The organism is Shewanella xiamenensis (assembly GCF_024971755.1).
GTDB lineage: Bacteria > Pseudomonadota > Gammaproteobacteria > Enterobacterales > Shewanellaceae > Shewanella > Shewanella xiamenensis.
In genome coordinates this window covers 3,459,273-3,472,203 of the sequence record NZ_CP079718.1, presented here as the reverse complement: position 1 = coordinate 3,472,203, position 12,931 = coordinate 3,459,273, and the positions used below count along the sequence as shown (strand labels likewise).

Sequence of the window (12,931 nt, the reverse complement as noted above, 5' to 3'; positions counted from 1 at the left end):
GAATATAACAAAGGTAACAAGGAGTCTATTTTGAACAAGATGGTAAACCGTGCCCTGGTGACGTTAGCTTTATTAGGTGCACCTTTAGCTGCGCAGGCGGAAAATATTGCTGTAGTTGATATGGGCGCTGTGTTTGAGCAGTTACCTCAACGTGAGCAAATCATGCAGTCTCTGAAGTCAGAGTTTGGTGATCGCATGTCTGAAGTTCAGAAAATGCAAGAAGAAATGCGCTCTCTAATGGAGAAGCAGCAACGTGATGGCGCGTTAATGAATGACACGCAAAAAACTGAGCTGGTTCGTAAAATGGAAGCGCTAAAATCTGAATATCAGTTGAAAGGTAAGGCGTTGGATGAGGACTTACGTCGTCGCCAAGGCGAAGAGCAAAACAAACTGTTAGTTAAGGTTCAAAAAGCCATTAACACTATCGCTGAAAAAGAAAAATACGATTTAGTTTTACAGCGTGGTGCAGTCATTTATGTTAAGCCAAATGCTGACATCAGTGGCAAAGTGGTTGAAGCCTTAAGCAAAGGCAAGTAATTGATGAAAAGTGTGACTTTAAAAGAGCTAAGCCTGATATTAGATGGCGTTGTCCAAGGCGATGAAACCTTAGTGATCAACAGTGTTGCAACGCTTGAACATGCCACAGCGGGACAAATCTCTTTTTTAGCCAACAGCAAATACCGTGCTCAGCTTGAGTCAACTCAAGCGAGCGCGGTGTTATTGTCGGCTAAAGATGCGCAGGACTATCCTGGCACTGCGTTAGTTGTAAAAGATCCCTATGTGGGGTTTGCTCGTGTGGCGCAGTTGTTAGATACCACGCCCAAGGCAGCGATGGGTATTCATCCCTCAGCGCAAATTGACCCTTCTGCCCAGTTAGGTGAAGGCGTGGCAATTGGTGCTAATGTGGTGATTGGTGCCAATGTTATCCTCGGTGAAAATGTACAAATTGGTGCGGGTACTGTGATTGGACAAGACTCCATCATAGGCTCAAATAGCCGTTTATGGGCCAATGTCACCCTGTATCACAATGTCCATTTAGGCCAAGACTGTATTATTCATTCCGGTGCCGTTATTGGCTCTGATGGATTTGGTTACGCTAATGAGCGCGGACAGTGGGTTAAGATCCCTCAAACTGGCGGTGTGCGCATTGGTGATCGCGTCGAAATCGGTGCTAATTCAACGATTGACCGCGGTGCATTAGGCCATACCGAAATCCACAATGGTGTGATTATCGACAACCAAGTGCAGGTCGCCCATAACGATATTATTGGTGAAAATACAGCTATCGCAGGCAGTACCACGATTGCGGGCAGTGTCACTATTGGTAAGTACTGCATTATTGGTGGAAATTGTGCCATTGCTGGCCATTTATCCATTGCCGATGGTGTGCATATTTCTGGCGCGACCAACATTACTGGTAATATGCGTGAGCCTGGTTTGTATTCATCAGCCACGGTTGCTATGGATAACAAAACGTGGCGTAAAAACACAGTTCGCTTCCGTCAATTGGATGAACTGTTCCAGCGCGTGAAGACGTTGGAAAAAAATTTAAATACACCAGAGTAATTGCCCTAAGGCAATTTTGAGGAACTAGGTTCGTGTCTAATCAAATGAACACTATGGATATTTCGGAGATCCTTAAGTATCTGCCCCATAGATATCCATTCCTATTAATCGATCGCGTACTGGATTTCACCCCCGGTGAGAGTCTCCATGCGATTAAAAACGTGACGATTAATGAGCCCTTCTTTCAGGGGCATTTCCCGATCCAGCCTGTGATGCCCGGCGTGCTGATTTTAGAAGCCATGGCGCAGGCCACTGGTCTGCTTGCTTTTAAGACCATGAGTGACGATGTGCCACCACCTGGTGTGTTGTATTATTTTGCGGGTATCGATAATGCACGTTTTAGACGTGTAGTCGAACCCGGTGATCAAATCCATTTTGAAGTCAAAATGATTAAAGAGCGCCGCGGGATTGGCGTTTTCTATGGTGAGGCCAAAGTGGATGGTGAAGTGGTTTGTTCCGCTGAAATCATGTGTGCCCGCAGAGAGATTAATCAGTGATAGATACATTAGCGTTTGTGCATCCCGATGCAAAAATTGGTAAAAATGTCACCATAGGTCCATGGAGTTATGTGGGCGCGGGTGTCGAGATTGGCGACGATTGTTGGTTAAGCTCCCACGTGGTGGTGAAGGGGCCAACGGTGATAGGTAAAGGCAACCGTATTTTTCAATTCGCCTCTGTGGGTGAAGAATGCCAAGATAAAAAATACGCAGGTGAGCCTACACGCCTTATCATTGGCGATAACAATGTTATCCGTGAGCATGTCACTATTCACCGTGGAACCGTTCAAGACAATAGCGAAACCCGTATTGGTTCAAACAACCTGTTTATGAACTACGTGCACATTGCTCACGACTGTGTGGTCGGCAATAACGTAATTATGGCCAATAATGCGTCTATCGCAGGCCATGTGCATGTCGGTGACTGGGCGATTCTCGGTGGCATGACTGGCGTTCACCAGTTTGTGCATATTGGTGCCCACGCCTTTACTGCGGGATGTTCGTTATTATTACAAGATGTGCCACCCTTTGTGATGGCTGCGGGACAACCAGCTATACCTCGCGGCTTAAACAGCGAAGGTATGAAGCGCCGAGGTTTCTCTAAGGAAACTCAATTAGCGGTGCGCCGCGCTTATAAAACCTTATATCGTAGCAGCCTGACGGTTGAAGAAGCGGTTGAGGCACTTGCCGAAGATGCACAAAATGACGCGCAAGTTAAGTTGCTCGTTGAGTTTGTCAAATCTTCGGGTCGCGGCATTATTCGTTAGCGGCATGATGCGTTAAGAGTTTCGACTCTAGACTATGCCATTCATAGGCACTGCTCGTGACATTCTGCGTTAGAAAATGCCATGGCAGAGGTTATCGCTGCGGTGCCATTCACTTGTCAGATATGATTGGTTTATGAGCAAAAAATCTCAATTAGTGTTTGCAATGGTCGCCGGAGAACTCTCCGGCGATATTTTAGGTGCGGGTTTGATGGCCGCGCTGCAAAAAGCACATCCCAATGCCCGTTTTGTTGGTATTGGTGGACCTCGTATGGAAGCCTTAGGCTTCGAATCCCTGTTCGCGATGGAAGAATTAGCCGTGATGGGGATAGTTGAAGTGCTATCGCGTCTGCCACGCCTGCTCCATGTCCGAGCTTCGTTAATTAAGTCCATCACCGAGCTTAAGCCTGATTGCTTTATCGGTATTGATGCGCCGGATTTCAATATTGGTCTCGAGCTTAAATTAAAGGCTCAGGGGATTAAAACCGTTCACTATGTGAGTCCTTCGGTGTGGGCATGGCGGCCTAAGCGGATCTTTAAAATCGCCAAGGCCACTAATATGGTACTGTCATTATTGCCCTTCGAGAAAGCCTTCTACGATAAGCATCAAGTGCCTTGTACCTTTGTCGGTCATACCTTAGCCGACGACATTCCGCTTGAGAGTGATAAAGCAAGTGCGCGTCAATTGCTGGAGTTAGATCCTGAGGCTGAATATCTCGCGATTTTACCTGGTTCGCGCGGCGGTGAGCTAAAGCAATTGGCTGAGCCCTTTGTGAAGGCGGCGCTACTTATCAAGCAGCAATTTCCCGATATTCGCTTTGTGACGCCTTTAGTGAATCAACAGCGCCGTGAGCAGTTTGAACAAGCGTTAAAAGATTATGCGCCGGATTTAGAAATTCACATGGTGGAAGGCAAGTCACGCGAAGTGATGGCCGCTGCCGATGGTATTTTACTCGCCTCGGGTACAGCGACGTTAGAGGCCATGCTGATTAAACGCCCAATGGTGGTGGCGTACCGCGTGAGTCCACTGACCTATCGTATTGCCAAGAGCATGATGCAGGTGAATCGTTTCTCGCTGCCAAATTTATTAGCGGGGCGAGATGTGGTACCAGAGCTTATTCAGCATGATTGCACGCCAGAGAAAATAGCTGCCGCGGTTGGCGTTGAACTTAACCGCGACTTTGCACCAATTAAAGCCGAGTTTGAACGTTTGCATCAACTGCTGCGTTGTAATGCCAGCCAGAAGGCGGCCGAGGCGGTTTTGGCTCTGGTTGATGTTAAGGATATGAACTAATGGCGGTATTTAAGACGCTGAACGACACCGATATCGCGGCTTTTGCATCGGTGTTAGTGGCTGGTGTCGATGAGGTTGGTCGTGGTCCACTCGTTGGCGATGTCGTCACCGCTGCGGTGATCCTCGATCCTAATCGACCTATTTTGGGCTTAAATGACTCTAAAAAGCTCAGCGAGAAGCGCCGCGAGGCATTATTCGATGAGATTTGTGAAAAAGCCTTAAGCTTTCATGTGGGGCGGGCAAGTCCTGCGGAAATTGATGAGCTGAATATCCTGCATGCCACTATGCTTGCCATGCAGCGCGCGGTGGCAGGGCTTGCACGTGCGCCCGAGTTAGTTTTAGTCGATGGTAATCGCAGTCCGGCGTTTACTCACCAAGGGCTGTCTTTGGCGAGCCATAGCATAGTCAAGGGGGATGGCCTGATTGCCAGCATCAGTGCAGCCTCGATTATTGCCAAAGTGACCCGCGATCGGGAGATGGATGCCCTCGATGCCGCTTATCCACAGTATGGATTTGCTAAGCATAAGGGCTATCCAACTAAGGCGCATTTTGACGCCATCGCCGAGCATGGTGTGTTCGATCAATATCGTAAAAGTTTCAAACCCGTCAAGGCATTACTGGAGCGTTAACACCGATTGGGTGTTTTCACTTCAGCTTGAGAGCAAAGTCACTAGCCCAAGAGCGGTGACTTTGCTAGTCTGCTTTTTTAGTGATTGTTAACCTGCTATTCAAAGATAATTCTAATTATGTCCGATCCTCGTTTTGTGCATCTGCGTGTCCACAGTGACTTTTCTATGTCCGATGGTGTGGCTAAGGTCAAGTCAATCCTTGCTCAAGTTGAAGCGCATGGGATGGCGGCGGTGGCTTTAACAGATCAAAATAACTTCTGTGGTCTAGTGAAGTTTTACGGCGGTTGCCATGGCGCAGGGATCAAGCCGATTATCGGCGCGGACTTTTGGATGCAAGTGCCTGGTTTTGATGGCGAGTTTTGCGCATTAACCATTATTGCGATGAATAATGAGGGCTATCAAAACCTCACCCAAATCATCAGTCAAGCCTATTTACGCGGGCATGTTCAAGGTCGCGTAGTGATTGACCAAGAGTGGTTGGTCACATATAACCAAGGCATTTTGCTGCTGTCTGGGGGCAAAGAAGGGGATGTGGGTAAGGCGCTGCTGAAGGGCAACAATACTCAGGTTGAGTCGTTATGCGAGTTCTATCAGCAGCATTTTGAGGGACGTTATTTCCTTGAGTTGTTACGCACCGGACGCCCCGATGAAGAGCGTTATCTGCACATGGCGGTGGGATTAGCGCAGGAAAAGGGTATTCCTGTGGTGGCTACAAATCAGGTGGTGTTTTTAAAGCCAGAGGACTTCGAAGCCCATGAAATACGGGTCGCGATTCACGATGGTTTTACGCTCGCCGATCCACGCCGTCCTAAAAAGTACAGTGAGCAGCAGTACCTTCGCAGTGAAGAGGAAATGTGTGAGCTGTTTGCTGACATCCCCGCAGCCCTTGCCAATACCGTTGAAATTGCTAAGCGTTGTAACGTCACTATTCGTTTAAACGAATACTTCTTACCTAACTTCCCCACTGGCGATATGTCGATTGAGGATTATTTGGTTGATCGCTCTAAGAAGGGGCTCGAAGAGCGCTTAGCATTCTTATTCCCCGACCCACAGGTGCGCGCCGAGCGTCGCGGTGAGTACGATGAGCGCCTCGACATCGAGCTTCAAGTGATTAACCAAATGGGCTTTCCTGGTTACTTCTTGATCGTGATGGAGTTTATTCAGTGGGGTAAGGACAACGGGATTCCCGTTGGTCCTGGCCGTGGTTCGGGCGCGGGTTCGCTTGTGGCCTATGCCCTTAAGATTACCGACTTAGACCCCCTCGAATTTGACCTGCTGTTCGAACGTTTTTTGAACCCAGAACGGGTGTCGATGCCCGACTTCGACGTTGACTTCTGTATGGATCGACGCGACGAGGTCATTGACCACGTGGCTGAGTTGTACGGCCGTGAAGCGGTATCGCAGATTATTACTTTCGGTACAATGGCGGCTAAGGCGGTTATCCGAGACGTCGGCCGTGTACTGGGACATCCCTATGGCTTTGTCGATCGCATTTCAAAGCTTATCCCACCCGAGCCAGGGATGACACTGGCTAAAGCTTTTGAAGTGGAACCTGCATTGCAGGAATCCTACGATGCCGATGAAGATGTCAAAGATCTTATCGACATGTGCCGCAAACTTGAGGGCGTCACTCGAAACGCGGGTAAGCACGCGGGGGGCGTGGTGATTGCGCCCACCAAGATCACCGACTTTTCGCCGCTATACTGCGACGCTGAAGGTAAAAACCCGGTAACCCAGTTCGATAAGAACGACGTGGAAACCGCAGGGTTAGTTAAATTCGACTTCTTGGGGTTAAGAACGCTCACTATCGTCGATTGGGCGCTAGAGATGATCAACAAGGTGGAGGTTAAAAATGGCCGTCCACCAATACGCATTGAAGCGATTCCGCTAGACGACCCAGCCTCGTTTAGATTGCTGCAACGTTATGAAACCACTGCGGTATTCCAGCTCGAATCCCGTGGTATGAAGGACTTAATTAAACGTCTACAGCCCGACTGCTTCGAAGATATGATCGCTCTGGTGGCATTGTTTCGCCCAGGGCCGTTGCAATCGGGCATGGTGGATAACTTTATCGAGCGTAAGCATGGCCGTGAAGAGGTGTCTTACCCCGATTCTCAATACCAGCATGAATCCTTAAAAGAACTGCTTTCGCCCACCTACGGCATTATTTTGTACCAAGAGCAGGTGATGCAGATTGCACAGGTATTGTCAGGTTATACCTTGGGCGGCGCTGACATGTTACGCCGTGCTATGGGTAAGAAAAAGCCTGAGGAGATGGCCAAACAGCGGAGTATTTTTAAAGAGGGCGCGATTAAAAACGGTGTCGACGGCGAACTGTCGATGAAAATCTTCGACCTTGTGGAAAAGTTCGCTGGTTACGGTTTTAACAAGTCTCACTCAGCGGCCTATGCGTTAGTTTCCTATCAAACGCTGTGGTTGAAGACCCATTTTCCATCGCAATTTATGGCGGCTGTAATGTCTGCCGATATGGATAACACCGATAAAATTGTGACCTTAGTGGATGAATGCGAGCGGATGGGGCTCACCATCATTCCGCCGGATGTGAATAAGGGATTATTTAAGTTTACCGTTGATGATGATCTGCGGATTGTCTACGGCATTGGTGCGATCAAAGGCGTGGGTGAGGGGCCAGTTGAGTCAATTTTAGAGGCGCGTAAAGATGGTCCCTTTGTTGATTTATTCGATTTCTGTGCCCGTATCGACCTAAAAAAGCTCAATAAACGGGTTATAGAAAAGCTTATTTGTGCGGGAGCGTTAGATTCCCTCGGACCGCACCGCGCGTCGATGATGGCAACCTTACCCGAGGCCATTAGCGCAGCAGACCAACATGCGAAGGCTGAGGCTATTGGTCAGCATGATATGTTTGGTTTGCTCAATAGTGATCCCGAGGATAGCAAGCAACAGTTTGTGGAATGTACCCCATGGCCGGATAAAATTTGGCTTGAGGGCGAGCGCGAAACATTAGGGTTGTATTTAACGGGGCACCCAATAAATCAATACCTTAAAGAGCTTAAGCATTACACCTCAGGGCGCTTGAAGGATGTGCATCCTACCGAACGGGGCAAAACCGTCAAGGCTGCGGGCCTCGTCGTGGCGACCCGGGTGATGCTCACTAAACGCGGCTCAAAAATGGGCTTACTGACCTTAGATGATAAGAGCGCTCGGCTTGAGGTGATGCTGTTTACTGAAGCCTTTGAGAAGTTTAATCACCTGCTGGAAAAGGATCGGATCCTGATCTGTGAAGGTGAGGTGAGTTTTGATGATTTTGCCGGTGGAAACCGGATGACGGCGCGCAATATCATCGATATCAGTGAGGCGCGTAGCCATTTTGCCAGTGCATTGGAAATCGATTTAGAGGCATCGCAGCTGACCCCAAATATGCTCGAGGGCATTGAGCAGGCAATCAGTCCATGGCGTAATGGCGCTGTGCCAATGCTGATTAACTACAGCCAAGCTCAAGCCAAGGGGCAGTTTAGATTGGCCGAAACCTGGCGAGTTAACCCAAGTGATGAGTTGGTCTTTGCCTTGGAAAGTTTACTCGGCCCGAACAAAGTGCGGATTGTATTTCCATCGTAATATCTGTCTTAAGTCGAACCAAGCTTAGGTTTCTGTTGTTTTTGAGTGGGGAAGAGGATGGCTGCGCAGGATTTGAGTGTTCATATAGCGCGATTTTTAGATAGCTTACCCTTTCAAGCGGGGAGCAAGTTAGTCCTCGCTTACAGTGGCGGAGTCGATTCCGAAGTGCTCGCCTACGGCTTAAGTGAATATGCTAAACAGCGTCCTGATTTACGCTATCAATTGATTTATGTACACCATGGCTTGAGCCCCAATGCCGATGCTTGGGCCAAGCATTGTCAAGAACGCGCGGCCCTGTATGGTTTACCTGTGACGGTAGAACGGGTGCAACTCGAGCTTGGTCCTCGGGTGAGCGTTGAGGCTGCAGCGCGAAAAGCGCGTTATCAGGCGATTTTAGCGCATCTTAATCCGCAGGATATCTTACTAACCGCTCACCATGAAGATGATCAACTCGAGACAATTCTGTTAGCCCTTAAACGCGGCCAAGGTCCTAAGGGTTTAGCGGCCATGGGGCACATTCAGTCACTCTCATTAGCAGGCGAAGGGGAGTGCTTACAAGTGCGTCCTTTGCTTGATATTAGCCGCGAGATGATTGAAGCCTTTGCCAAAGCGCAACATTTAGTCCATATCGATGATGAGAGTAATCAAGATGATAAGTACGATCGTAACTTTCTTCGCCTCGAGATTATCCCACGCCTAAAAGCGCGCTGGCCAAGTATCGCCAGCACCGCCAGTCGCAGTGCCCAGCTTTGTGCCGAGCAGCAAGCCATAGTAGAAACTGAGGTCAGTGAGCGTTTACCTAAGCTGTTAACCAAGGCGGCTGTTACTGAGCAAACTGTACTCAATCTGACGGAGTTAGCATCGCAACCGATTGAATGGCAAGGGATACTGCTGCGGGGCTTTATTGAGTCCCAAGGATTTTCACTGCCATCCTACGTGCAGTTGCAGCAAATGTTGCAGCAATTAATCCACGCTAAAGAGGATGCTAAGGTCCATATCCGCATTAATGACTGTGTACTGCGCCGCTTTGCCGGGATGCTTTATCTGGATAGTGGAGAAACCCTATCTACTGCGCCCCACATTACAGAGCGCGACCTACATCAAGAGATTCTGACCTTATTGACTCAAGCATCAGCAATGGTTGAAGACAAGATTGCGCCATTTGCGTTGGTTACAACAGGCCCTCGGCTGCGTTTACCTAACGCCGATGAAGTGGTGAGTCTACGTTATGGCTTGCCTGGGCAATTTCGCTGTCAGCCGCATTTTCGCGATAAGGGACGCGAGCTGAAAAAGTTATGGCAAGAATGCGCTGTGCCGCCATGGTTACGTACTGAGGTAGGATTCGTGTTCTACAACGATAAGCTGGTGATGGCCTTTGGTCTCTGGGTCGAAAAGGCATTTTGTGCCCAAGGGGATGATATCGGGCTTAAGTTTGATGGGCAGGCAATCGGATAGCAAAGTCTATTTGCCATGCTTTATCGCCAGTGAGCAGCATCCATGCTCGATTAAGACAGTTGGGCTGGGCTTAACTTGTAGCAATTACGCCCCGAGGCTTTGGCTTGATACAAAGTTTTATCAGCCTGCTCATAGAGTTGTTCGGCTTCCATCGTGTCGCTCGCCTCAGCCGCCCCAAGGCTACTGCTCACGCCAAATTGATGGAAGTTAGTATTGGCATTGGTTGCAGTGACGATACGCTCACACAGTAAACCCGCTGCATGAATATTACCTTGTACTATGACCACAAACTCATCGCCGCCGATGCGGAAAGCCTGATCTGTACTACGGATACTGCTACGGATAATGTCACCAAACTCCTTCAAAATATAGTCACCGCATTTGTGACCATACTTATCGTTAAGCTGCTTAAAATTATCCAAATCCAACACAATAAGTGACACCGTTCCCTGTTTTCTGTGAGCCCTGGCCACCGCGTTTTTCAGGCTTTGGCTGTAATAGTGACGATTTCCAAGACCCGTTAGGGAGTCAAACATCGCCTGCATCGACATTTCTTGGTACTGCATGGCATTCAGCAATGGTTGTAACAAAAGCGGCTCTATTTCTTGCAAGCTGATGCTCTGTGAGGGCGTTAGCGGCGTTAACAGTTGATACTGCAGTGTAACTGGTGTCCCGCCGCAAATGATCTGCCGTTTAAGGCTAATCCCATAACGTTTACCCCAGCTTAATTTATATTGCTCAGATTGTAGTCGAACCCCTTGTATAGGCAGATGTTGTCCCAGCACTTTGCCGTAGCAGGCAAAGACTGTCCGCGGATCTAAACTAGCATGCAGTTGCTGGATAACTTGCACCAGATCCAACGGCGCGGATGTCGGGCTATATGCCTCTGTTTGATAGTTATATTCATCGGGATATAACGTGGTCGCTAAGCCAAAGTCCATTATGATTACCCCAGCAAATGAAATGGCGATAAAAACTGTTACCTTGGTTAAGCAATATGTGTGCCGTTATATTTGCCAATTAAATTTGTCTTTACTTGTCACTCAGTTAAGCTTAAAGCTCATCGTTATAATTTTTAACATGCCAGTAATTTGACAGGAGCTAGTGCGTCTATGGAACATGGTTTCTTGATTCAAATTCTGCTGATGTTAGTCATTGCGATCGTTGCGATTGCGCTACTTAGGCGTATCGGTTTGCCAGCTATTTTGGCGTATTTGTTAACAGGAGTACTTAGTGGGCCGAGTGGCTTTCATTGGTTTACTCAGCAGCAAATGCAGTCTGTCGCCGAGCTTGGGGTAGTGCTGTTGATGTTTACCCTAGGGCTTGAGTTTTCGGTACCCCGCTTATGGGCGATGCGCAGAACCGTGTTTGGTTTAGGCAGTGCCCAGGTGCTCGTCACCACTGTCTTGACTATGCTAGTGGCGTTAGCCTGTGGGTTGAATTGGATTGAATCCCTCGTTATCGGCGCTGCAATTGCGCTTTCATCTACCGCCATAGTGCTTAAACTGCTCAATGAGCAGGGCTGGCTGAGGCGTCGTCATGGCGAATTATCTGTCAGTGTATTGTTATTTCAGGATTTAGCGGTAGTGCCGCTGCTGATTCTACTGCCATTACTCGGACAGAGTGATGAACCCTTAATGTTAGCCTCTATCGCTTGGGCGTTACTCAAGGGGATTCTCGCCTTCTTTTTCTTAATGGCTTTGGGGAAGTGGGCTTTACCCAGGCTGTTTGATGAGGTGGCAAGGTCGCGCTCAAATGAACTCTTTGTTCTTTCAACATTAGTGGTCGCCTTGGTCACGGGCGCATTTACCCAGTGGTTAGGATTATCGATGGCCTTAGGGGCATTTATGGCGGGGATGCTGCTTGGTGAGAGTCAATATCGTCGTCAGCTCGAGGCGGATATTCGCCCCTTTCGCGATCTATTAATGGGGCTGTTTTTTATTTCTATCGGCATGATGCTGGATTTTGGATTGGTTATTCAGTTTTGGTGGCAAATTCTATTGGTGCTGCTCGCAGTTGTGTTTGGTAAGGCACTTATTATCCATGGATTATTACGTTTAGTGGGCGAGCCCTTTAGGATTGCGATTAGCACGGCTTTAAGCTTGGCGCAGGTGGGGGAATTTAGTTTTGTGGTACTCGCGCTCGCCGTTAGCTATGGGTTACTGAGTAATGAGACCAGTACTATGCTGGTGATGGTGGCGGTATTATCGATGAGTATCGCTCCTTGGTTGGTGCGTCACAGTGTGGATATTGCAAAGTGGTTATTAGGGATCCGCCAGTCAGCGCATGTAGACGATGTGGTTCCTGTGATAAGCGACGACCATGATTTAGTGGTGATTTTGGGGTATGGGCGCGTAGGGCAAACCATTGCGCGTTTTTTAAAGACCGAAGCCGTGCCTTATGTGGTGCTCGATCTTGATCCCACAAGGGTTTCTGAGGCGCGTCGAGCTGGGGAGCCAATTTACTTTGGTGATGTGTGTAAGCGGGCCATTCTCAAACAGATTGGTATTAAGCATGCCAAAATGATAGTGATCACCTTTAGCGAATCCCGCAGTTTAGAAGACGCCTTACCCTTATGCCGGCAACTGGCTCCTGAAGCTAACATTTTGGTCAGAACCCGCGATGACAGCGAGTTAGACTTATTGCAAAAGGCGGGAGCCAATCAAGTCATCCCAGAAACCTTAGAAGGAAGTTTGATGTTAGTTTCGCAGGTTTTGCATCAATGCGGAGTGCCATTAGCGCGGATCCTCAAGCGGTTAGAGTCGGAGCGGCGTAATCATTATCAATTTTTACATGGCTTTTTCTCGGGTACAGAGACGGATTTCACTTTAGAATCTTTGCATGCAGTGCTGCTGCACCGCGGTGCAAATGCCGTTGGTAAGCAAGTGGCGGATATTGATTGGGAATCACTGCGGGTAGAGTTGAGGGCTATACGTCGTAATGGTCAAGAAATTGAGCATCCTGCATCGGATTGGGTATTTCGAGCGGGGGATATTCTCCTCATCGTCGGCAAACCGAGAAGAGTAGAAAATGCAGAAGCGAAATTACTGCAGGGCTAGTTGGTTTAATGAGAACATCAATCAATAGGATAAAACGCACCAATAAAAAATGCCGACACTGAGTCGGCAT

The 12,931-nt window shown here is 48.4% G+C and carries 10 protein-coding genes; 9 read left to right on the top strand and 1 reads right to left on the bottom strand.

Features of this window, described 5'->3' with window-relative positions; translation table 11 throughout:
* The first annotated feature begins 39 nt into the window (after window positions 1-39).
* The 8 genes from KXJ80_RS16500 to tilS all read left to right on the top strand — a co-directional run bounded on the left by KXJ80_RS16500 (window position 40) and on the right by tilS (window position 9,802).
* Window positions 40-537 (top strand): OmpH family outer membrane protein, encoded by a 498-nt coding sequence (locus KXJ80_RS16500; RefSeq protein WP_037416754.1) that lies wholly within the window; start codon window positions 40-42, stop codon window positions 535-537.
* A 3-nt stretch (window positions 538-540) separates the two neighbouring features.
* Window positions 541-1,566, top strand: a complete 1,026-nt coding sequence (lpxD, locus tag KXJ80_RS16495) for a UDP-3-O-(3-hydroxymyristoyl)glucosamine N-acyltransferase (protein WP_047534654.1) — start codon at window positions 541-543, stop codon at window positions 1,564-1,566.
* A 32-nt stretch (window positions 1,567-1,598) separates the two neighbouring features.
* Window positions 1,599-2,063, top strand: a complete 465-nt coding sequence (fabZ, locus tag KXJ80_RS16490; protein WP_037416758.1) for a 3-hydroxyacyl-ACP dehydratase FabZ — start codon at window positions 1,599-1,601, stop codon at window positions 2,061-2,063.
* On the top strand, window positions 2,060-2,830 hold the full coding sequence (gene lpxA, locus KXJ80_RS16485) for an acyl-ACP--UDP-N-acetylglucosamine O-acyltransferase (RefSeq protein WP_037416761.1): 771 nt from the start codon (window positions 2,060-2,062) through the stop codon (window positions 2,828-2,830). Before fabZ ends, lpxA begins: the two co-directional genes overlap by 4 nt.
* A gap of 133 nt (window positions 2,831-2,963) precedes the next feature.
* Window positions 2,964-4,121 (top strand): lipid-A-disaccharide synthase, encoded by a 1,158-nt coding sequence (gene lpxB / locus KXJ80_RS16480; RefSeq protein WP_099457821.1) that lies wholly within the window; start codon window positions 2,964-2,966, stop codon window positions 4,119-4,121.
* A complete protein-coding gene (gene rnhB / locus KXJ80_RS16475; protein WP_037416766.1) occupies window positions 4,121-4,750 on the top strand; it encodes a ribonuclease HII in 630 nt (209 codons plus the stop codon). Before lpxB ends, rnhB begins: the two co-directional genes overlap by 1 nt.
* A gap of 117 nt (window positions 4,751-4,867) precedes the next feature.
* A complete protein-coding gene (gene dnaE, locus KXJ80_RS16470) occupies window positions 4,868-8,347 on the top strand; it encodes a DNA polymerase III subunit alpha (protein WP_218738287.1) in 3,480 nt (1,159 codons plus the stop codon).
* Between the two features lie 57 nt (window positions 8,348-8,404).
* On the top strand, window positions 8,405-9,802 hold the full coding sequence (gene tilS / locus KXJ80_RS16465; protein WP_218738288.1) for a tRNA lysidine(34) synthetase TilS: 1,398 nt from the start codon (window positions 8,405-8,407) through the stop codon (window positions 9,800-9,802).
* A 50-nt stretch (window positions 9,803-9,852) separates the two neighbouring features.
* Here the strand turns inward: tilS and dgcS are convergent, their stop codons facing one another.
* Complete coding sequence (dgcS, locus tag KXJ80_RS16460; protein WP_069454614.1) at window positions 9,853-10,743, bottom strand: diguanylate cyclase DgcS; 891 nt, start codon at window positions 10,741-10,743, stop codon at window positions 9,853-9,855.
* 171 nt (window positions 10,744-10,914) lie between these two features.
* Between dgcS and KXJ80_RS16455 the strand changes: the two genes are divergently transcribed.
* On the top strand, window positions 10,915-12,861 hold the full coding sequence (locus tag KXJ80_RS16455) for a monovalent cation:proton antiporter family protein (protein WP_069454615.1): 1,947 nt from the start codon (window positions 10,915-10,917) through the stop codon (window positions 12,859-12,861).
* The last annotated feature ends 70 nt before the right edge of the window (window positions 12,862-12,931 follow it).